The 24,403-nt window shown below is 68.9% G+C and carries 6 protein-coding genes; all 6 read left to right on the top strand.

Annotated elements, in window-relative coordinates:
• Positions 1-39 precede the first annotated feature (39 nt).
• The 6 genes from NLI01S_RS16170 (at position 40) to NLI01S_RS16145 (ending at position 24,352) form a co-directional block, all read left to right on the top strand.
• Entirely contained in the window at positions 40-339 is a 300-nt protein-coding gene (locus NLI01S_RS16170; protein ID WP_067605255.1) for a WXG100 family type VII secretion target, read from the top strand.
• Between the two features lie 102 nt (positions 340-441).
• Positions 442-870 carry a hypothetical protein gene (locus tag NLI01S_RS16165; protein WP_157091052.1) on the top strand — a complete coding sequence of 143 codons (429 nt, stop codon included), beginning with the start codon at positions 442-444 and terminating at the stop codon, positions 868-870.
• A 454-nt stretch (positions 871-1,324) separates the two neighbouring features.
• Positions 1,325-3,967, top strand: coding sequence for a hypothetical protein (locus NLI01S_RS26610; RefSeq protein WP_067605251.1), 2,643 nt, complete (start codon positions 1,325-1,327; stop codon positions 3,965-3,967).
• Positions 3,882-4,229, top strand: coding sequence for a YbaB/EbfC family nucleoid-associated protein (locus NLI01S_RS16155; protein WP_263363330.1), 348 nt, complete (start codon positions 3,882-3,884; stop codon positions 4,227-4,229). The genes NLI01S_RS26610 and NLI01S_RS16155 overlap by 86 nt, the downstream gene beginning before the upstream one ends.
• 62 nt (positions 4,230-4,291) lie before the next feature.
• The gene (locus NLI01S_RS16150; RefSeq protein WP_067605249.1) at positions 4,292-4,687 is read left to right on the top strand and encodes a hypothetical protein; all 396 of its coding nucleotides are present in this window, start codon (positions 4,292-4,294) and stop codon (positions 4,685-4,687) included.
• Positions 4,688-4,708: 21 nt separating this feature from the next.
• Positions 4,709-24,352 carry an ADP-ribosyltransferase gene (locus NLI01S_RS16145; protein WP_157091051.1) on the top strand — a complete coding sequence of 6,548 codons (19,644 nt, stop codon included), beginning with the start codon at positions 4,709-4,711 and terminating at the stop codon, positions 24,350-24,352.
• The last annotated feature ends 51 nt before the right edge of the window (positions 24,353-24,403 follow it).

Genomic DNA, 24,403 nt, shown 5'->3' with positions numbered 1-24,403 from the left:
CCTGTGGGTGGCCCCGGAAGCGAAAGTAGGCAGCAGCCGATGAGTGACTTTTCCGTCCGTTACGCGGGCATGGACGATTCCGCGTTCGATCTGCGCGCTCGTACCCAGGACATCCGCAACTCCCTTGACGAGTTGGCCATGAAGATGTCCACGGTCCGCGGTGAGCTCGATGGTGCCACGGCCGAGAACTATGACACCAGCATGGCCCAGTGGCGGCTCAACGTGCAGGACATGGAGTTCCTGCTCACCAAGGCCGAGCAGGCGTTGATCATGATCCGTGACAACTACCAGAACACCGACAACAAGCTGTCCCTCGAATGGGTCTCGCAGAACATGTAGCCGCCGCCCGCCCGGGCCGGGGCCGACGCCGGTCCCGGCCCGGGTGCCGGAGAGTGAGGAGAGCAGACGATGGCCGAAAGCACCGAGATCACCTTCGGCTACATGGACGACTTCCGGAAGGACAAGATCCTCCCGATGTTGAAGGACCTGAAGGAGCAAAGGTCTGCCCTGAACGGCTACATCGACGACGGCGAGAATGCATCGGTGGTCGAACGTATCCGTGCGGGGAACGCGGACATTTTCCCCGCCGCGGGCGAGTTCGCCTTGGCCGTGAACACCAACGTGCGGAAGATGCGCGACCAGCTCAACGTCCTGATCGATCAGTTCGAGGAGCTGGACAGGAGACTGGACCAGGCGCACATCCGGTTCGAGGACGCCGAGGATGACGCGGTGATCACCGCACGCGATCTCGCGGAACTCATCGACCCCGGGAACGCGGCGTCGGTAAGGGCCGGCTCGGGAGACTCCGGCAGCGACGATGGCGACTCCGACGGTGATGATGGCGAATCCGACGGCGACGACGAAAAGTGACCGTGGGAACCCCGGTGGTGCTCTGAATCGTCCGGGGTGAGCGTTGAGTGGTGCCGTGGAGAACGAATGAGGAGGCGTTGTGCCAAAAGGGAAAGAAGAGGACATCCCTCTTGGGCTGGACGGGGAGCTGGGAGAAAAGGCGCCGGCCGATCGCAATCTCGAAGGCTCGCCGTTTCCCAAGGATCTCCACTACGTCATCAACACCTATACCGACCCGGACATGGGGGACACCTATCCACCGATGATGTCGCCCGACGATGTCATGAAGGCCGACTGGTTCCTCAGCTTCAGGTCCGACCAGAAAAGCCCGGATGGTCTTGACTACTGGATACAAACGAGCCTCACCTCGAGTGGAAGCCGCAGGGGTACTGGGTCGATGGATTCCAGCTATCAACCGAATAGCGATTCGAAGACGACGCCATATTATTCCGGGATCGTCTATAACAAGAAATTCATGGACGAGCCCGACGGTCGGACGTTCTTCCACCACCTGGAGCTCGCCCTCAAGGGGCCATGGAACGGGAAGGACGGCAGGAAATTCAGCCCGACCGCCATGGACGACCTCGCCACGACGCTCGATGACCTGGTCACAATGGTGAGGGGTGCCGAGAGCAAGGTTGAGGAGTGGCGTACCACCGCACGCGACACCTTGAAGGGAGCGACCGCCGACGTCTTCGTGGATTACCTGCGCAATATCCAGCTGCGCTTCAATGATCTCGGTCATCAGGCCGCCAGTTACCCCAAACCCCTCCGGGACACCCGGGACCTGGTTGTTCTCACGGAGGGTGAAAATATTCGCAAGCTCCACGATGACTGGCTCGCCACCGATTTGTGGGATCCCCAGAGCGTCACCAAGAAATGGTTCGATGAGAATAGTGACATCGCCACGCTCAACAAGGGTGATGACACCAGCCAGATCGGGGACATCGGCAAGGCGAACAACCCCAACACCTGGAAGGAGATCCAGGAGCGGATCAAGCAGGACTGGCGTAACCGGCTGAACGACCTCACCGCAGGTGCCGCCAAGAGCATGCAGACCATCGCCAACGGCTACACCGACAACTTCGATAAATTCATCGAGGTCAAGCCGACCGAGGTCAAGACGCTCGACTGGTCCCCCGTGGGCTCCGGCGGTGGCCTCGGTGGTGGCCTCGGCGGTGGCGGTGGGGACGATGGCAAGTCCGACGCCCAGAAGGAGTACGAGGGGACGCTCGAAGAATGGTATGAGGAGCAGACCCAGTGGATGAAGGACAATCCGCCCGGCGGCGGTGGGGGTGACGAGGAGGGCAGCGACGGCCCGTCCAAGGAGGGCGAGTACAACGACGCGCTCGACGAGTACTACCAGAAGATGATCGACGAGATGGAGAGCGGCCCCGAGGCCAGTGAGGGTGACCTCGGGGGCGGTGGTGGGAATTCCGGTGGCGATGGTCCGGCGTCGGAGGCCGAGTACAACGACGCGCTCGACGAGTACTACCGGAACGCGACCGATGAGCTGCGCGCCGGACCCGACGGTGGCGGGGGTGACCTCGGTGGCGGAGGTGATCTCGACGGCGACGGTGGGGACGGTCCGACCTCGGAGGACCGGTTCAATCAGACGCTGGACGACTACTACAACCAGCAGACCGATGAGCTGGAACAGGAGATGAACGCCCCGCCCCCACCGGTGGGCGGCGGTGGGCAGCTGGGCGGCGGAGGAGGCGGCGGCGGTTCCGGCAACCGGAACCGGTCGTCGGAGGACCGCTACAACCAGGCGATCGACGACTACTACGACCAGGCCACCAGGGATCTCGACGAGCAGCTGAACGGCGGCCCCGAGAGCGGGGGCGGCGATCTCGGCGGCGAGGGCTCCCAACCGTCGGCGGAGGAGTACGAGCGACGCCTCGAGGAGTACTACAACGAGCAGACCGGCGACCTCGACCGCCTCATGAAGGAGTCGCCCGATCCCGACGGTGACGGCCGCACCGACGACGGCCAAACGCTCACCCCAGCGCAGCAGGAGTACCAGAGCCTGTTGGACGATTACTACCAGGAGCAGTCCGCCAACCTGGAACGGCTGGAGTCCGGTCCCGAAGGGAGCGGCGGAGATCTCGGTGGCGACGAGTCGACGCCCGAGCAACGCCAGCAGCGCCTCCAGGAGTACTACGACGCCGAGAAGGCCGGCCTCGATCGGCTGCGCTCCGATGTCAACGGGATCACCGACGAGAACGGGAAGCCCGCTCCGGAGCTGGAGGAGTACCGGGAGCAGCTGTCGGACTACTACGACCAGCGCAGCCAGGAGCTGGACGATCTCGTCGCGGGTCCGGACTCCGGCGGTGGGGATCTGGGCGGTGGCGGATCGGATTCCGAGGGTGGTGCCGACGGCTCCGCGGCCGATGAGTACCAGAACCGTCTGGATGAGTACTACGACCAGCAGCGCGCTGACCTCGAAGAGCGGATGAACGCCGGCCCCGAGAGCGGGGGCGGCGATCTCGGCGGCGGCCTCGGTGACTCCCTGGGCCGCGACAACGGTGGCGGGGAGGGCGAAGGGACCTCCTACTCCATCGGCGATGGGTGGGGCAGCCCCGAAGCCGAAGACCAGCTGCTCGCCCCCAACGCCTCGGGAGTCCAACCGGACGCCAACGGCATCCAGGCCGGCGGCGGCGACCTTCGCGGCGACCCCGGTTCCGGTGGTGGCGACGCGTTCACCGACGCGGTCAGCGGAAACGGCGGCGGAAACTTCGGCGGACTGGGCGCGGGCATGGGAGGCATGGGCGGCGGCATGCCGCCCATGATGCCGCCCATGGGCGGTGGTATGGGAGGCATGGGCGGTGGTGGGGGACAAAACGACAACTCCCGTAACCGCTCCACCTGGCTCGCCGAAGACGAACGAGTCTGGGGCACCAGCGAAGGCGACAGGCTCTCGGTCCTGGGGCGGCCCGGCCCCGGCGACAACACGAAGGGAAATCCGAATGAGTACGTACCCGGAGCAAACGGAGCAGGCTCTCGCACGTCTACGGGAAGACCAGGAGAAGATCGCCCGGGCAAGCGCAAGCCTGGCATCGGAAACCGAAGAGGCCGTCTCCAAGGACCGGGCGATCAGCGCGAAGATCAACGCTGAGGGGGAGTTGGTCGAGCTGAAGTTCCGTACCAGCGCCTACAAGTCGATGGCGCCCGCGGAGCTGTCGGCGGTGGTCATGGACGTGATCAAGCGCGCCCATGGGCGCATGCAGGCGCGGGTGGTGGAGGCGTACGCGCCCTTCGCACCCGAAGGCATCGACCTGGAGACCGCGCGGGAGGGGGGATTCGACCCGGCCAAGATGCTGGCCGACCTGGGCCTGGACAAGTTCGACTTCTCCGACCTGGGCCGTCCCGGCCGTTGACCGCCGCGGCGGCCCGCTCACACCGGCCGCCGCGACCCCTGGACACCGAAAGGAGCAACGCCATGTCCGGTGATTCCCTGTTCGTGGGCCCCGACCTGATGACCAAGTACGGCGCCATGCTGAACGAGCCGGCGGACCTCGCCCAAGAGATCCTCGCGCAGTACCGGGGAGGAAAGGACGCCCTCGGCGAAAAGCCCTGGGGCCACGGAGACGAGATAGCCGTCCTCTTCGAGGACAAGTTCGTCCCCGGCGAACGGGACTTCCAGGACTACGTCGGCATCCTCGTCGACGTGTTCCGGGAGACGGCCGCCAACACCATCCACACCGCTGAGCAGTATCGCAGGGCCGAGCTGGGCAACGAGGACATCTCCAGCAACCTCTTCCAGGACCTGCCCGACTCTCCCGACGGTCTCGGCGGTCCCGGAGGTATGCCCGGCGGCGGGCACGGTCGGCGATAAGGAACAACGGGGGGTACCGGTATGGGAATGCAGTTGCCGTCGGGTCTGCGGAACCTTTTCTACGGGCTGACGGGCTCGAAGTGGTTCACCGCGGACGAAACGACGCTGCGTGCACTCGCCGATCTCCTCGACCAGACGGGCGGCCGGATCGAAACCGAGATCCCGCCGCTCGTCACCTCCGTCAAGCGCCGGGTACGCACCACCTTCGACAGTCGTGCCGCCGACTACTTCGAAGAATCGATCGACAAGTTCACGGCGGGGAACACCAACTACGTCAAGGCCGCCGCAGACGCGGCCCACCAGCTCGCCGACTTCGTTCGTGAGGCGGCCAACCAGGTCGAGTACGTGAAGTGGATGATCATCGGGCAGCTGATCCAGCTCGCCCTGGAGATCGCCTGGGCCATCGCCATGGCCAAGTGGACCTTCGGGGCGAGCCTGACGATGATCCCCGTCTTCGAGCGGATCGCCAGCCTGGCCATCCAGCAGCTGCTGAGATTCCTGTTCAACACGTTGTTGGTGCACCTGGTGGTCAGCGTCACCTTCGCGATGACCATGGACCAGCTCATTCAGCGGGCCCAGATAGCCAAGGGCAACAGGAAGGGCAACGACGACGAGCTCAGCACGGCGGCGGGTGTCGGCGGCGTCTTCGATGGTCTCTTCTCGGCCGGGTTCAGCTGGCTCGGTGGGAGGTTCGCCGATTGGATCACCGACAACTTCGGCGGCATCCTCAAGAACTACTTCAAAATCGAGCCGGACACCGCGCCGTCGCACGTTGGAGGCAGGGGACCGGGTCCCGAGGACCTCCCCGGGAACGGGGCGCCGTCGCCGAAGATCGGTGGGGAGGACCAGCTCGGAGGCACACCGACGCCCAAGGGAGGCCGCGACGAACCGACCCCGCAACCGACCTCCGGTGGAGGCGATGGCGCGCCGGTACCGCCGTCCCGCACCGACGCCGCGGACGTCAACGGCACGCCGCCCCCCGTGAGAACACCCGAAACGGTGCCGCCGCGCCTCGCCGACGACATGGCCGACGCGCTCGCCCGCAACGCCTCCGACCTGGCACGGCCCTTCGGGCGCAACCCCAGACCCTGGGACAACGTCGCCACCACGGCGCGATTTCGCGACGACGTCGGGAAGGTGTTCGAGAGCAACCTCGGTGACCGGCTCGGCCGCGACGCCGCGCGCGACCTCGGCCGGAACTACGCCGACACCTTCGTCGCCAACTGGGGTACACGCGACATCGGTGGCTCCCTCGCGCGGGTACTGGACGACGCGCCCACGGGCCTGGGAGGTCGACAACTGTCGCCGGAGACCCGTGCCTTCCTGTCCCAGACCCTGCCCGAGGGGACCGCCAAAGGCTTGACGGAATTCGCCGACAACTGGCGGCGCACCGCCGCGCACTTCGGCACCAACGTCGCCGAAGCGGCCGGGTCGAACTACCTGGGCGAGGGGTTCAGCAACATGGTCCTCTCAGAGGACCACAAGTTCGACGCGAACGGAATGTCGGCCGTAGCCGGGGCTGCGAACGTGGCCCTGACCACGGGCGGCGTCCTGGGCGGCATCAAGGGCCTGGACGCCCTGGAGAACCTGTTCGGGTCCAACACGACGGTGGACGCCCCGCCCCCGCCGGTCATGGAATCGGATTCCGTGGGCGCCGCCAACGACTCCGAGGCGTCGACCGGTGGTGGGAGCACGGGCGGCTCCGGAGGAACCGGTGGCTCCGGAAGTGGGGGAGGCCCGGGTGCCCCTGGGCGCGGCAACGGGCCCGAGGGCGGCGAGGCGCAGTCGGGCGCCGACGCGGGCCCTGGAACCCCCGAGGCCGAGAACGCCGATCTCCGGAACCCCGCCGACTCGCCCGGGAGCGGAGACGTACCCGACACCGACGAGCGCGTGCGCCCGGTGCCACCGCCGGACGTGCCGTCGCGTCCCGAGGTTCCGGTCACGGCTCGGGACGGTGGCGACCCGACGGTGGAGCCATCGTCCGGGGCGCCCCAGGGCCAGGACACCGGCGGTACGGACGCCCCCGCCGCTCCGCCCCCGCGCATGGAGGATCCGTCCATGTCCCGGTTCGAGGACGACGGCGGGGACACGCCGCTCGTCGACGGACCCTCGGACGTCGTCGCCCCTCCCGACACCGGGACGCCGCAGGACGTAACCGACACGGACGAGGTACGCGACCACCCGTTCGACGTCCCGGTCGCCGGGGACGGGTTCACGGGCGCTCCGTCCGCGATGACGGGGACGCCCCCGCCCGCGCAGGGTGGTGACGGTGCGGGAGCCTCCCGGCCCGGCTCGACCCCACGCGGCGAGGGCACCGCCTCCCAGGCAGCGCGGACACAGGCCCCGTCCTCGGAAGCGGACGCACCGTCCCACTCCCCGGACGCCGGTCCGGTCCGCACCACCGGCGATACCGATTCGTCCGCGGACTCGAACAGGACCGACACCCAGAGCGACCCGGATCGTCCCATGACGGATCGGGTACCCGAGTCCGACCCCGAGCGGGTCGGGTCCGAGGTCGCCGACGGTCCGCACGAGGGCACGACCGAGGCCCCTCGGACACCGTCCCCACTCACCGACCTCGACGAGCTCGGAGGCCTGTACGACGACCCGCCCGCACCTTCGCGGACCGAGTCCGAACCCGTCGACCCCGATGATCCGTGGCGGGGGAACCCTCCCAGGGGATTGGACCTGGGAGCCTTGCAGGACCCCAAGGGGGGCAAGGATCAACCTCCCACGATCGGTGAGGTCATCGCCGACCTCACCGAGTACCGGTACGCGCTCGACGACGTTCTTCCCTCCCCTGGCGACACCCCCGCCCTCTCGGTGAACCTCGCCGATCGGTTCCACTACCGTCGCTCCTACGACGACGGCTTCGCGGACTATGACGACGGCTCCAATGGTCAGTACCCGACCTCGGTCGACGACGGTGAGATCTTCGATTTCTCCCCGTCCACGTCCCCGACCCCTCAAGGGGGCGGCGGCTACGGCGGGTACCCTTCGCGGCCGACCTCCGGCCACCCGTCAACCCACCAAGGACGGGGCGACCGCGCGCCCATCGATGGCGACTGGACCCTGGACGACCTCGACGACCAGAGCTCCGAAGACGCCTTTTACCACTCGGACGAATCAGACGCCGCTCCCGCCCAGCCGGTCCAGAGGAACCCGCACCCCCATGTTCCGGGAATCCCCACGCACAACCCCTTCTTGTCCGGACCGGCGGGCACGGGGCTGCCGCCCGTCGTCGGTGGACTGCTGGAATTCGACGGTCTTTGGGGGGTCGGCACCACTGCGCCGCGCGTTCGCACGTTCGCCGACAACGCGGAGGCGATCGGGTTCGGCCGTGACCACTGGGACGGATACGTACAAGACCTACCCGAACGCGAGGCGGACGCGGTTCGCGCCTATACGGCTGCGGGCACCTACCGCCAGATGAACACCGCGCTTCGCTCCGGCGGTCGCCTCGACTCCGAGACCCGGCAGTACATCCGGAGGATGGACCGGGCGCTGGCCGGAAGGCCGGTGCCCGAGGACGTCATGGTGACCCGCGGCATGGGAATCAGTCACCTGCCCATGTCTCCCCAGGACATGGTGGACCAAGGAACCCGCTTCCACGAAAGGGGCTACCTCTCCACCGCCCTGGGACGCGCCGCCCCGTCCTTCGACAACAACGAGGCGGTGCTCTACATGCGGATTCCCGCGGGCACACCCGCCATCTGGATGGAACGGCTGTCCACCTACGGTGTTCAGGAGCGGGAGCTCGTGCTCGGCCGTGATCTGGAGTGGTCGATCGTCGACGCCGTCCATCGCGACGGGCAATGGCACATGATGGTCGAGGTCGCCCCCGACTCCCTGCCCGCCGCTCGCGAGGGCGCCACGACATCCAGCCGCTTCGACGGCAACGGCGGCCACCACGATTCCAGGCATGACCGCACGGGCGGCGACCAGCATGGCGGGTTCACCGATTCGGGCGGACGGATCGGGCAGCGGACGGTTCCCCTGGAGACGGGACGAACGGTGCGGTTCGATCCACCGGAGGTCGCCTCCGCGCACCCGCCCGCCACGCGGTCCGCGGATCCAGTCGCGGACCGTACGGTGACCGCCGTCACGCGGACTCCGGTCCCGAAGACCGCAGGCGCCCCGATGTTCGGGCCGCCCGTCAACCACCGACCCGGCGACCCCGCGCCGCGTGTGGCAGACCTGCCCGGCTCCGACCAGTGGGGCCAGGAGTCGAAGCCACAGGTGCGAAGGTTCTCGGGACCTTTCGCGGACACCCTGAAGCCACCTGCGGACGCGCCGCCGTTGACGGTCGAGGTGAACACCGAGAAGGGCCCGATGCGTGCCCGGGTGCGGATCCAGAACCTCTTCTTCGAGTCCACCACGAGGGAGATCCACCGTGAGGGTGACGATGACGGAGGGCCGTCCTCGGTTCTTGACGTGAAGCTGCGGGTCCTGAGCCTTCCCGCTCAAGCCGGTATGGACAAGCAGGCCCAGGCCGCCGCGTCGCGGGCCCTGAACCAGCACGTCGAGGCGATGTTCAACGACAAGTTCGTGTTGCCGCGTGGTGGGCGGCAACTGAACGTGACCGTCGTTCCGGTGACGTCGGGCACGCTTGATGGTGTGCACGCCTGGGTGTCCTGGTCCCCGGCGCCGTCCGCGGCCGATGGTTCACCGCCACCGGCTCTGGGGCCGGACACCGACGGCCGGGGGATCGGCGAGGTGCTGCGTCGGCTGGGGATGCTGGACGGGGACCCGGCACGCGGTGAGGACCGCCCGTACGTGGCGCGGCGGACACTGGACCGGATCGAGACGATGGTGGAACCGCGTCCGGCGCGCCGGTGGGTCGACCCCCAGAGCGTCGCACCCGCTCAGGTGCACACCGGCCTGGTGGATCCGTCCGTGTGGGAGGGCACACGGGCCGGTGTGCCCGTCCACCAGGTGGGCGGGCCGAACGTGAGCGCCGCATTGGCCGATCCCGGGATCGACTCCCGCGCGGCCCGACCGCTGGACATCGGCCCCGGTGGTGACCCGGTCGACCCGGCGACGGTGGTGGACAACCCCGACGCCCGGTCCGGTGATCCGGAACGGTTCGTCAAGGCCGAAATGAACCCCCGGTGGGCCGCCCGTAGGTTCGAATGGGCACGGATCCCGATCCCTGAGGAGAAACGAACGCAGGGAGGCCCGACCCATGTCCTGGAGCTCACCTTCCGCCCGCGGATCCACCGCGACGAAGGCACCACGACGCCAGAGCAGTACGAGACCTACCTACGGGAGTACACGGCCACGCTGGACGCCATGTGGAACCGGCGCTTCCGAATCCGCGGGGACGGAACCGTCGTGGGTGCGAACGGCACTCGGGTGCACAAACTCGGTGACGACCTGTTCAACACCCTCTTCGGCGAGGGGAGCAGACCGGACCTGGACGACATGGAGGTGGCCGGTTCGGTCTCGGGCGCCGAGTCGCCCCCACCCGGGAGCGGGGACCAGTTGCACATCCGCATCCTCCTGGCCGACGATTCCACCCCCGATGACCAGGTCCACCATGAGATCTACCTGGCTTCCCGGCCGGGGGAGAGCAGCATGGACACCGATACCTGGAACGCGTTGTTCCCGGTGGAAGCGGGCGTCCATGAGACCGCGCACTTGCTGGGGCTACTCGATGAGTACTTCGATTCGAGCACGGTCTTCCGAGGGAGCCGGGACGCCAATGCGGTGCGTTCCGGCGACGATGACCATGGGTACGGCCTCATGGGCAACGGATGGCTGGGGCGCGGAGCTGACGGAAGGCATTACAAACACCGCGACCCCGTCGTGCTGAACGGGTACCTCGACACGATCACCTCGATGGTGGAACACGGCACATCGGATCACACGCGGCCACCACGGGTCGCCGAGCTGTCCGCCGAAGTGAAGTCGGACATCCTCTGGATCCTCGACCCCGGTCTGACCGAGAACGATCCGCGGCGATTCGAGGTGTTCGAGCGGTTCTCTCTGGCCGTCGACGTGTTCGCTCGTGGTACGGGCAACGAACAGTTGGTGGCTCCCGGGGACGCCGCGGCGCTTGGTGCCGTTCGGGAGCAGCTCGGTGTCGCCGCCGACGCGCGTGCCGAGGCTCGTCGTGAGGGGGCGCGTGCCGCGCAGGCCCGTGCCCTTGGTGACGAAGCCGGAGCCCGGGCGGCTGACGCTCGTGCGGGCGAGCTCGAGGCGGCGGCGCGTGCCGCTGACGTGCGTGCGTCCCAGGCCCGTGCGCGTGCGACCGACTCCGGTGTCGATGCCCGTCTCGCCCAAGCCCGTGCCGCCTTCGAAGCGAAGCTCGACGGTTGGCGGGAGAGCGGTCGGCTGGCACGGGCGATGGACCTCGCGGACCGGAACGGGGTGCGCGTTCCCACCTCGGCCATGATCGACGTGTTGCCCGGGGCCATGCGGGGCGTGCTCGAAGACGTACTGACCGATTCCACTGATCTGGCCTACGCCGACGCGCTGGCCATCTTCGCCGCTGGGCGTGACCACATCGCAGGTCGCGCACGGATCGAGGACATCCCCGGCGTTCAGGGACGCACCCACATCACGGCCGGTGATGTCAAGAGGCAGATCGACCAGTGGCGTGGCGAAGGTGAGCTGATCGATGCGTTCATCGTGCTCGCCGACAGCGACCTGGAGGTGACGGGCAGAGAGTGGATCGGAGCCCTGCCGGAGGGAGCGAAGGAGGGGGTCGCCCGCCGTTTGTGGTCCGGATCGGCTCCGGCCCTTGGCGGCCTGGGTTTGGGCCTGGACCGGGGCTTGGACCAGGCGGGGCTGAGCCACGTGGCCCTGGAGGTGTTCAGCGCCGGGTTCGACCAGATGCTGTATCGTGCACCGGCACGAGAACTCACCATCACCGTTCCGGACGGCTCACGAGTCCAAGTGACCGCGACGCAGGTGTACGAGCAGCTCAAGGCATGGCGGAAGCAGGGAACGCTGGCCGATGTGCTGAACATCCTACGGAACTCCGGTGTCGTCGTTCCCGACGATGTCCTCGCCCGAGCCTCCACCAGGCGGGCCGGGCAGCGGACGGTTCCCGTGAGGACGGGGCGGCCGGTGCCGCTCGAGCCGCCGGACGTCGTGTCCGCGAAAGCGCCCGCCACGGTCCGCATCGCACCACCGCCTCCCGCGGACCACAACGACGTGCTCACGGTGCCGTTCGCCAGGAGCAAAGCCGCGCTGAGCGAGGCCGGCCGATCGGAGATCAAGGACTTCGCCCATCGCAGGGTCAACGAAGCCTACTGGGCGTTGCTGCACAACAGGCAGTTGCCCGCCACGGAGGTGCGGGGCCACGGCAGTCGGGCCGGTGCCTCCGACACGGCGGGGACTCGCGGGGAGCAGGTCTCCAGCGCGTACAAGGAATTCGTCCAGAAGCGAGACGTACACAAGATCGGCGTCATCGCGGATGACCTGGTCCCCACCGTTCTGGCCCCATCGAGGGGGCAGGGTGGGAAGGAGACCGACCGTTCCGCGGAACTGCGCACCGTCGCACCACCCGCGCCGCGGATCGTCGTCGGCGCCCCCGGAGACAGCGGCCAACAGGTGCCCCGCATCCTGCACATGAACTGGTTCCACGGAAAGATTCCCGAGGCCAGCGCGCAGAACATGCGGGACTGGGTCGCCCGTGCCGCGGAGGCGGGCTGGACGGTCCGTCTGTGGACGGACGATTCGGCGGGTCGACGTAACAGAGCGCTGTTCTCCGATTTGGCGGGCACGATCGGGGACGATGGTCTGCCGGTGGTGGAGGTCTCGACATCCCCCGCCGACGCCCTCGGTATCAAGGGCGGAGCACGCGAGCTACACGACTTCGCAGCTGAGCGGGAGGTGTGGCCGATGCAGTCGGATATCGTCCGCTATCACGCCCTGGTCACCCACGGCGGGATGCACGTCGACTCCGACATCGGCCCGGGAACGATCGACCTGGGCCGCTCCCTGCCGTCGATGGGCACCGACTCCGTGCCCATGCTCGCTCCGCTGCTGCGCGATCAGGAACAGGAGAACCAGGTTCAGCGGAAGGTGCGGGAGCTGGGGCTGCTCACCGGAGCCGGCGAGGCCGGGCTTCCCACACCCGCCCGATACCAGTGGCGTTTGGGAGACTTCAACAACAACCTCATCGTCGCTCCACCCGGCTCACGCTTCCTGAACGAGATGATCTCCGGGCTGGCCCTCACCGACGAGATCCGCAACGCCGTCCCACGACCGCTGCCGCAGCTCGAGGGCACCCAGGCGGAACAAGCCAGGGGTGTTGCCGCCCAGTTCACCGGACCGGGCAAGATGCGCTCTCGTCTGGCCTCCCACATCGCGGCTCAAGATCCCCGTCAAGTCGATGACAGGCGCCGCTTCGGTGAGTTCCGGAAGGGTAACTGGAAGGTCGACCCCAGGTATACCGACTACCTCTCGGGTGTCGAGTGGGTCACCGCCGACAGTGCCGACTACGTCAAGTACGTCGCCACGGATTCCGGCAGCGGCTCCGACTCAGGTGGGGGACCTGTGCACGCCAGGACCGTGCAGGCTCCGGGCGAAGGGCGGCGGGATCCCGCCACGTCGCCGGTCCGGTTCACCGCGAGTCCCGAGATCGGTGCGGGGACTTCGGTGGCGGGCGGTTCGACGGCGGGAGGCACCGGTCGCGGTGGGCGTGTGCCGCGATTCCTTCTCCGGGAGCCGGCGCCCGTCTGGGACGACCTGCCCACGTTCTATCCGCGACAGGAGGCGGTCCGGTCGGAGTGGGTGCGCTCCTACCCCTTCGTAGAGGAGCCCGATGGGGCGCCTTCCCGAATGAACTTCGAACTTGACACCTCCCACGGCCGGGTGCGTGCGGAAGTGGAGGTCCACCGCCCCTTCTTCGACTCCTCCGTGGTCGAGGTCCCTGGTGAGGACGGTGCGGATAGCCGCTACGTTCGCCAGGTCCAGGTGCGGTTGCGCGTGCGTGTCAACCCCAAAGTCTTCTCCCGGGACGCCGCGACGGCGGCCGCCGCGACGTTGAAGCAGCGAATCGAGGCCTTGTTCAACGGCCTGTACGTGCTGCCGCACAGCGGTGATCAGTTGCATGTGTCCGTGGAGCCGGCCGAACTCGGGCAGCCTTACCATGCCGATGTCATATGGTACCGGGTTCCGCCCGAGGTCGATGGGGCGCCGTCCAGTGTTCTCGGGCCGGCGGACGACGACCGGGGAACACGCGACCTCCTGCGGCGGTTGGGATTGCTCGACCATGACCCGACGCGCGGCCGGGGAGAGCCGTTCGTGGCGCGTCAAACGCTGGAACGCATTGAGAACGCCGCGCCCATCCGGGACGGCTTGTCCGATTTCGACCAGAATTGGGCCAGGAAGAGGAAGAGGGGGGACGCTGATCCGAAGATGGAGGGACGCTGGTTCTCCCGTGACTTCGCCGACGCCCTCAAGCTGCCGGATGACGCCCCTCCGCTGAGCGTCGAGGTGGGTACCGGCCGTGGCCGCATACGCGCGAAGGTGGCGTTCGACGCTCGATTTTTCCTGTCCGCCCCGATCGAGGCCGTCCGAGGTGAGGGAGAGGGTGACCAGGGTGATCCGGCATCCTTCCGACACGTTCTGCTGAGGGTGCGCGCCGCCGCGGGCGACGGCGTGGACGAGCCGGGCGCGCTCGCGGCCACCATGCAGGTGAAGCGATACGTCGAGGAACTGTTCAACCGCAAGTACGTGCTTCCGCGCAGCGGCGAACAACTCCATGTGTCCGTCGTGGTGCTGAAGAGCGACCACCCGCTCGACCAGGTCCACGCCACTTTGACCTGGTCTACGATGCCGTCCTCACAGGACGGCGCGCAGGACCCTGCTCCCTCCGGCGCTCTCGAGGTTGCAGGGATCGGCGAGGTGCTGCGTCGGCTGGGGATGCTGGACGGGGACCCGGCACGGGGCGAGGACCACCCGTACGTGGCGCGGCGGACGCTGGACCGGATCGAGACCATGGCGGGGACACGACCGCCACGGTGGTGGACCGATCCTCAGGGTGAGGTCCCGCTTTCCGACCATGAACACAAGGTGGTGGGGAACCCGGCGAAGTGGCGGGGGGCGGGTAGGGACGAGTGGGAGATCGCGCGGGCGGCTGCGCGGGTCCACCAGGTAGGTGCACACGTGAGTCCCGCGGGGGCCGAGATCCAAAGGTCCGCCCGCGCGGCCCGGCCGCTGGGCGAGAACGACTTCGATGCGCACGGTGCCCTCAAGAATCCGGCGGGGGTGGTGGCGGAGGGCACGGCCCTGGGCGTGCCGCGCTTCGTCTCGGCGGATATGAAAGCCAAGTGGGTCGCTCCGCGCAGGTTCGAGCACCGGCGGATCCCGATCCCCGAGCGGTACCGCAAGAAGACCGGGAAGGATGGCCCGACCCATGTCCGGGAGATCACCTTCCGCGTGCGGCCCATCCGCCACCCGAGCATGACGAAGGGACAGTTCGACGCCTATCTCAAGGACTATGCCAAGAAGCTGGACGCCATGTTCAATGGCCGGTTCCGGTTGCGTGGGGACGGGAGCCTCCTCGACCAGAGCGGTGCGGTGGTGCACCGGCTCGGCGAGGACCTGTTCGAGACGCTGTTCGGCAGGGACAGCGTTCGCGACCCGAAGGACCTGAAGGGCAACGAGATCACGGTGCCCGGCACCGACCCGTTGCCCGGAACAGGCGACCAGCTGCACGTCCGCCTCGAACTCGCCAAGGACACCACACCCTCGCACGACCTGCACGCTACTCCCATCGTGCGCCACTACGAAGACGCGGCCCAGTCCAAGGACATCCCGGGTTTGCACATGAGGAGCTGGCACGACGGGTACCCGGTGGAAGCAGCCGTACATGAGACCGCGCACTGGCTCGGGTTGATGGACGAGTATTTCGACCCGCGTTCGGTCTTTCGCTGGCGTCGGGGTGCCGGCGCAGTACGTGTCGACGGTGGTCTGATGACGAACAGCTGGACCAGGTTCTCCGAGGGGCGGGTTCGGAAGGTCCAGGACCCTACCCTGCGAACCCGGTACGCCGACACCATCGCTTCGGTCATGGACCACGGCACCTCGGACTACGCGCCACCACGTTGGGCCCACATGAAAGACGAGGACAAGTTCCACATTGTCCATCTCCTCGAACCCGGCCTGGGCACGTCCGACCCGCGGCGGTTCAAGGTGTTCGATCGGTTCGCCCTGGTCATCGACGTGTTCGCTCGCGGTTGGGGCACCGACCGGGTTGCCGAACAGTTCGTGGCTCCTGCGGACGCCGCGGCGCGTGGTGCCGTTCGTGAACAGATGAGTATCGCCGCTGACGCGCGTGTCGCGGCCCGTCGTGAGGGGGTGCGTGCCGCGCAGGCCCGTGCCTCCGGGGAGGACACCAGGGCTCGGGAGGCCGATGCTCGCGCGGTCGAGTTCGAAGAGGCGGCGCGTGCCGCCGACGCGCGTGCGACCGTGGCCCGTAAACACTCTGCCGACTCCGGCGCCGATTCCCGCGTAACCCAGGTCCGTGCCGCTTTCGAAGCGGAGTTCAACGGTTGGCGGGCCGACGGTCGGCTGCTGAGGGCGATGGACACGGTGATGGCGTCCGCCGGTCTGTTCGATGCCCTTCTGCCCTCCACGGCCTTGATCAGGGCGCTTCCCCCGGGAGCGATGCGCTCACTCGCTCAGGGCCTTTCCGGTTCGAGCGACCCCGGTAACGGCAACCTCGCGCTCAGCATCTTCGCGGCGGGTTTTGATCGTGCCTTCGGACAGGGACCGTTCACCGACATCCCCGCCGGGAACGGGCACCGTGCTATTTCGGCGCGTGATGTCGAGGCTGCGCTGGAGCGCTGGAGAGTCGGGAACACCCTGGTGAAGGGGCTCCGCGTCTTCCACGATCACGGTGCGCGGGTGTGGGGTCGCAAATGGATCGGTGCCCTGCCCGAGGCCGGCCGCGCAGCGGTCGTGGCCACTCTGCTACCTGTGGACGGCCCGCGGCAGAATTCGGTGCTGGACGGTCTGGGACCTCTGCCACGGCCCGTGCTGGAACAGGTCGCTCTGGACGTCCTCGGTGAGAGATACGACCATTACTACAATGGCCGGCCGCTGCGGGGTATCAAGGTGGCCGTCCCAGGGCATCCGGACGTCCTGCTGACCAAGGATCAGGTGGACTCCCAGCTGAAAGAATGGGCCACCGAGAGCCTCCTGGTCCCCGCTGCGCAGCAGCTGGCCCGGTGGTATGTGCCCATGAACAGGCCCGGCCCCAGGAACACCGTGCCCGCTTCGACGGTGCCGCCCCGACAGCAGATGCCTCCGGGAGGCGCGGGAGCACCCGCCCCCTTCACGGCCGACCCCCACAATCGTCCAGCGGAGTTCGTGCCCGCCCAGGAGACGGAGGGCGGGCACGAGGAACGGGGGAACCCGGTGACCGCTTCCACCGATCCCGCCGACCTTCCCGAGCCCGTGCCGGAGCCGACGGACGCGATGGCCGGGTTGGACCGCGCATATCTCGACCCCGAGCCCGTGGTGGGCAACTCGGACCCGCGCCGGTTCGTACCCCTGAGTCCCGACAACTTCGACACCGACACCGACACCGCCACCGCCACCGAGCCGGCCGAGACCACGCCCGATCCGTCCGTACGTGAGGCGACCCGGGTCGCGCCGCAGGACGGAAACGCGACCGCGCCGACGCCCCCGGTTACGTCGGGGCGGACGCCGCCCGCCACTGAGCCACAGCCGTCCTTGGCGGACTCGTGGGGCGGCGTGCTCAACCCGAAGTCCCGCACGGGTCGTGACGGCTCGGTGCATGGGGACGCCCATCACCAGGTGGCCCCTTCCGAGAACGGTACGGACACCCTCGGGACGCGGAACGTCACGGAGCCGGCCGAAAGCTCCCGCGACGAGGACGTTCCGACGGTCGTCGGCGATCCCGACCCGGTCCGGGAGAGGACCGACGCCGAGCACGAACGCGAACTCGCGCGTGCTCGTCGGGGCAAGCGGCCCGACCCCGCCGCCGCCGAGCGACTCGAGGCCGAGACGCTGGAGGCAGAAGCGGAGCAGGCACGGCTGCGGGCCGATACGGAGCGCGACCTCGCCGACGAGAGCGCGATCCGGACAGCGGCGGCCGCACGGGACGCCGCGCCCACCACCTCGTCGCGTGTCGAGGACATGACCACCGATGCCGCGGTCCGCGAGGACCAGGCGATACGGACCGACCGTCTGGCCGAACACATGGGCGAGCTGGCCCGCCGGGCGCGGCTGCGCGCCGAGGCCGCGAAGCGGGCCGCGGACCGCGAGCTGGACGAACCGACCCGCGAGCGTCCCACCGATATCGGGCCCGAGGTCGCCCGTGCGGGAGGGGCGGAGCCGGACACTCACACCGCCCGCACACCTGGGAATGCCCGAGACACGAGCGGCGCTGAGGAACGGGCCCCCGGCAGTGAACCGGTTCCTCAGACGGCTCCGGAACCGGTCCCGGGTGTCCCGGAGGTGACCGAGGCGTCCCATGGGCAGGAGCCGGGCGCACCACAGCACCCTCCGGTGACCGTTGACGCCGCGCCCAAGGACCGTTCCGACGTCACCGACGCACCGCCCGCGCCTTCCCAACCGGCCCAGTCGGCCCAACCGACCGGAGCCGATTCGACGCGCGGCACGGAACCCCCGGTGGTCCCGCCGCGTCCACGCCCACGGCGCACCGGCCAGGACGGTCCCGACCCGGTCCGGCCGCCGAAGCGGCGGGACGACGTTTCCGGGCGGGCACGGAACCCCGAAGACCGGGAGGCCACCACGCCGCCGAGTCCGGACCCGGCCGCAGCCCCGTCCTCGACCCCGCTTCCGACCCCCGGCCGAAGGCTGAACTACCTGCTGAGGAGCGGACAGATCGACTCCCCGCTCATCGGTCCCGCCGCGGACCGGATCGTCGCCCGGATTCGGGCCGACCTCAGCAGGGCGCGCGCCGACCTCAGCGGGCGGCTCTCCCACGGCGAGATCAACGCCATCGAGCGGCGGGTGCGCGCCGACTTCGCGCGCGACTCCCGGCCCTACTTCGCCCCGGGAGGCCACACCTTCACCATCCCGGGCCGTGGTGGCGAACGGAGGGTCATCCTGAAACTGTCACCGGAGGGCGATTCCTGGCGTCTCGCACCCGAATCCGGCCTCGCGACGGAGGAGGGGCCGGACAGCGCTCCCAGGGTGAAGACCAAGAGCACGGCGGAGCACAAGACCAAGGTGTCGAGGAAGGGCGCGGCGACCTCCACGGCCGCAGTCGGCGGGTCGTTCAAAATCACCGCCTACGGGCTGGCCCCATCTGATTCGGCGGTCGGTCCCGCGTTCAGCTTCTCGATCAAGGGGGCTCACAACCAGCGCTCCACCAATTACTCGGTCAGTGACGGAGCCGCCGGCAGGAGCGAGGTGTCACTGAAGGGCGACCTCGAGGAGTTCCTGAGCGATCTCCGGGTGGAACTGACCGTCGACCCGCCCGTCGACCCGCCCGCCGACCCACGCGGTGGCCTCCAGGGGATGGCGGACCGGTTCCGGGACCACCCGGGCAGCGCCGACGTGGAACTGTCCGAGCGTCCGGTGGTCTTGAGCGTGGTCGAACCCGATGGGCTGAGCATGTCCATTCCCGGCGGGCTCAAGGACCGTGACGCGGCCGTCGACGCCGCCACCGATGCCCCGGAGCGCATCGTCTTGCCCGACCCCTTCGACAACGGGCCCCGCATCCCGGGTACACAGAACGGGCAGGGGACCCGGGTGGGCAGCGGGCACCCGCTCGCCGTCGAGCCCATCGATGGCCTGAAAGGGCAGATCCGCCAGCAACTCGGCGTCGACCGAAACAACCCCAGTAGCGCCGACCTGGACCGTGCCACGACCCCCGATGCCCTTGAGGAGAACCTTGCGTCGCTGGACCGCGGACCGACGCCGATGGCCTTGGTCGCCGACGTCCACGGTGTGCCGCGAGTCCTCTTCATGTGGTCGGTCCCTCGGGAGCTGACGAGGGTCGAGGACGCGCCGGGGAAGGCGTCCTTCAGCCGCAGTCGAAAGGGCGACAAGAAAGCGGGCCTGACGGCGAAGCGGTCGACCAACCTGACGATCGGCGCCGGGTTCGGTGCGGTCGTGACCCTGCTCCAAGGCACCCTCCGTCTCAACCTGCCCCACTTCGATGCCTCCTACAAAATCGACGCCGTGTCGACCAGGGCCCTCTCGACGGAGGGTGCCCAGACGGCCAAGGCGCATTCCAAAGAGGTCGAGACCTACGAGGTCGAGCGGGTCTTCTACGCCATGCTCTCCGGCGACGCCACACTGATGAGTTCGTGGGGCCGGTCGATCGAGCAGATCGCGGTCGCCGATGCCCGACGCATGGCCGGCCTGGACGAGCCGACGGACGAAGCGGGGGCGCTGCGCGTCCCCCGCTTCGACCACCTGGCCGTGGACCGTCCTGCCCACTGGGGCGGCACGACCCTCAGGGAGGTGGTCCACGAGGACGGTAGCCGTTACCGGACCGCGACGCCGGCGAACGGTGCCACCAACTACGCGCCCCGGCCCACCACCGTCTATGAGGACTATGCGAGTGCGGTGCTGAACGGGATCGCCGATGAGCACCCGGGGATGGTGGTGCCCGATCTGATCACCGGGTCCAAGACGTCCTACGCGCGCCGTCCGGGCGCGGGGCCGGACGGCCACCGCACGCCGCGTGAGCTCCCCGTTCTGCGCCGGAACTACCATCAGGCCATCGCCAACACGATCATGGTGTTGGACGCGATGACCCCGCACAACCTGGAAGGGCGGCTGGAGGAGTGGACGGGGGCCGGGATCGACCTGCTCCTGATCGAGACCACGAGCATCGACCCCACCCTGGCCAACCGAGGCGGCCTGTTCCGGCCCCCGTTCGTGCCGGTGCGACTGTACGCCGACGCCACCGGGCGCGTGTTCGGGGGCACCTCGACGATGGGGACCGAGTCCACGGTGGCGGGATCGGCCGGGCAGACCGACGGGCGCGAGCGCACCCACACCTGGACCGAGCAGCTCAGCATCGGGCTCCGGGGCCGGGATCCGGCGGTCGACGCGACCGGCGCGCGAAAGAACGTCGGGATGTTCGACGCGACGGCCGAGGCCTCGCAGCCGCGCGGACGTACCCAGGAACACGGGGTCAAGGGGGCGACCGAGAGCACGGTCAAGACCACCGGCGACACCGATGTGTGGCGCTACGGCGTCGACCTCATGGCCAAGATCGGTAAGTTCCGCAAGGCCGACGACCTGGCCGTGATCGACGATGACGACGGCGGCGCCGCAGCCCGAGCCCGGGACGGAGTCGTGTACGACGGGCACGCCATCACCATCCAAGGCCCACGTGCGCGGTTGGAGGTGGAATCCCCGGCGGGACGGGACGTGGAGCACGTCGCCGACCGCACCACGGCCATTCATCAGTCCACCACGGAAGACGGGACCACCGACCGGACGGCGGGCCGGCGCCGTCTGTCGGACACCGAGGCCCGTGCGATCGTGTTGGGCACCGCGCGGCCTCCGGCGCCGCATCCGATGGACGGTGTGCCCACCGCGACCAGTACCGTGACCGCACCCGATCTGTACCGGCTGGGCAACCGGCTACTGACCGACACCATTCCGGGATTCCAGGAATTCCTGCGGCGTTCGCGGGGCGCCCATGACTACCTGCGCCAGCTGCTGTTGCCGCCCATGCTCGGCGGTAACGTCCCCCAGATGCTGTCGCGGTTCGGGCTGCGCAGCGGTCGGTTGCAGGTGGACACCGCGTGGCGGTGGCGGGGGCTGCCGACCCTGGTCCTCCGTGCCGCACGCGGCGACTTTCGGTTGTACGAGGTGATGCCCACGACCACGGTGGAGATCTCCTCCAGCGGGGAGGTGAACATCGGTGCGGCCGGTACCCGCGGCGGCCACTCCCGCTCACTGGGGTTCTCCGCCCGGTTCCGGCACAACCCCAACGACGAGGCTCCCCCGGGGGGCGGGCCGGCTTCCGGTACGGACACCGCGAGGAGCGGTCACCCCACCCTCATGCCGGGAGGGAGGTGGACCCCCTATTCGCGCTCGGCCACGGAGAACACGGCCATGTCGGTCACCGTCTCCCGGGCGACCAAGGTGACCCCGCAAGGCGGTGCCTTCCCCTACACCGCCGATCTGTCCTTCGACCAGGCGGCCGAGGTCAAGAAGGACTGGAAACTCGGAGTGACCGTACCGCGACGCGCCTCCACGGCCTCACACCACGGCGTGCACACCGAGGTCCCCGGGGCCGAGTTCGGCTACATCGCCGAAGCCGAGGCCTATGCGGCCGACCTGGTCGACGACGCCGTGGGGACCGACACCGACGGCACACCCATCGCGACCGCGCTACTGGGCCACCACGCACCCCGACCGAACTGGGAACCGCGACCCGGGTTCGTCGGGCTGGGCCACCACCGCCAGGGCCCCGATGCGGGACCCGTCGTCGACGATCTGTTCCGGCGGCTGTCCGCTGAGGGACTGGAACTGACGGGGACCAGCCGCGAGGAGCTGTTCCAGCGAGTCGGCGCGCACATCGCCCGAGGACTGGACGACGCCACCGCACGGGCCGTACCGATCGACGTGAAGGTTCGCTCCACGAGCCTGGCCCACGCCTCGTCTCAAGGCAAGATCACCTTTGACATCATTCGGGGGCGCGGCGAGGTCGACCGGGTGGGGGCCAAGGCCGACTTCGTCGATTCGCGCAGTCGCACCACTGAGATCAACGAATCACGGGGCAGGCAGAAGGACGGCACCGTCGGAGGCGGATTCGGGCTGGTCGGCACGGTGTCGTCCAGCGACGAGCAGCCTCGGTCGTCACAGACCCCCGACAAGCGATCAGTGACCCTCCTCCCCGGGATGGGCAACGCCTCGCGTCAGAGCGGGACCTCGACCACACGGAACACGGGGGACTCGACGACCGAGACGGTGGACACCCTCGTCTTCGGTCCCTACGCCGTCATCGGTACCGATGCCTCGCTGCGCCTGTACCTGGAGACCGAGGGCCATGTCATCGTCGCCGAGGCGTCCGCGGGGCGGATGAGTGAGCTCTATCCCGCCCCCTACCTCACCGGAACCGGCGAGTCGGCGGCTGAGGCGCTCCGGGCGGGTGCCCCGCAGCTGCTGCCCTCGCCCAACCAGAGGCTCGAACCGGCGGCCGGGGAATGGGCCGCTGACCGGCGCTCGGGCGCTCGGGCGCCGATGCCGTGGCTGGAGGCACTGTCGGTGGCCGGCGACGGGGCGGCGATCACCGCCGCCGGGTACATCGCCACGGCGCGGGCGTCGGGTTGGCAGCCGCCGCAGGACGTGTCCGCACCCGCCCTCGTCCGTACCGCGCGGGACTACCTTGTCGACAAGATGGGGCCCCGGGCGGAGAACATCCATGTGGCTCTCACCGGACTGGCGCTGGTGGCGAACTTCGCTCCCGCCGCCGACGGCGGTAAGGGTCTGCCCAACCTGTTCCGGGACAGGCTGGCCACCTTCGCCGACCTGAGTTGGCGCTTGCACGCGGTGCCACGTGCGGAGGGGGCACGGTTGATCGATGTCTCGGTCGACTCCGCGCACGGAGGTTCCCGTAAGGGCGACCACAAGGATGAGACGACGGTGGACCGTCCCTCCACCACCACCGGTGGGGCGACCGGAGGCGCGATCGGATCCGCCCCCGACGAGCACCGGTCCATGGGCTTCGTGAACGACACCCAATCCACGTCCGTCTCGTCCGCCGCGGGTGCCTCGAGGAACACCCGGACCGACCACCCCGGCCGACCGCCCGTGGGGAGCAAACGGGCCTATCTGGTGGCGGTTCCGACGACGTGGCTGGTGGCGGCGGAGTCTCCGGTGGCCACGACTCGCCACATGGGGTTCTCCCGCGATCAGGTCGGCATGGCCGAGGTCGAGTCGGAGGCCCTTGCCTGGGTCGACCACGACCAGGCGCGCGAACTGGGGGTCCTCGAAGGGGTCGAGGCGAACAAGGCTCTCTGGGACGGCTTGTACACGGCCCAGAAGGCGTTCGGCGAGGCCGAGAAGAGCTACTTCGACGCCCGTCAGAAGCTGCCGGAACTGGTGCGGGGAGTCCAAGAAGCGCATCGGAGCGGCGACGCCGGGCGTCTGAACGACGCGCGGGCGGCGTACACCGCCCAACGGACAACGGTGAACGGCCTGCACGGGGATCTCCTGCGAAATTTCGAGGTCTGGAACGCCGCTCGCGCGGCGGCTCGGGAATCCCTGAGACCGACTGGGCCGGAGCGGACGCTACGCGAGGCCAACCCGGACCAGGAGGAGGGACGAACCCGGGCCGAGCGGGCGGCCGTCGATGCCCAGCGCGCGACGATGAACCGTCCGCGCGCCGAGACCGAGCGGGTCTACACCGACGAGGACGCCGGGCCTGCCAAGCCCGCGTCGACGGCCGAGTCCACGGCACGACCCGATCGGCAGGCCCCCCCGACGCCGGTACCTTCGGCACCCCCATCACCGCCTCCGCACGTACCGGAGCGACGGTCTTCGCCGGCGACCGAGGGGAGCGGGCCTCCGAAGGCGAGTGACGTGACGCTGGACCTGGCTTCGCCCCCGGCGCCTACCCTGCGGGACGCCTTCGACGAGGCGCTGAACGGCCCGCCGCCCGTGGTGGCCGCCCCCGGTACCGGTACGTCCCAGCGTCCCGAGGGCGGCCGAGCCCCTGAAGGGGAGGACCGCGACAAGTGATCCACGCCCCCCGACCGGCCCCAGGCGCCGCCGCGTTCCATCGCCCACCTG

The organism is Nocardiopsis listeri NBRC 13360 (genome assembly GCF_001570765.1).
GTDB classification, from domain to species: Bacteria; Actinomycetota; Actinomycetes; order Streptosporangiales; family Streptosporangiaceae; genus Nocardiopsis; species Nocardiopsis listeri.
Note: the sequence above shows the minus strand (reverse complement) of the source record. Positions and strands in the feature narration are given on the sequence as shown.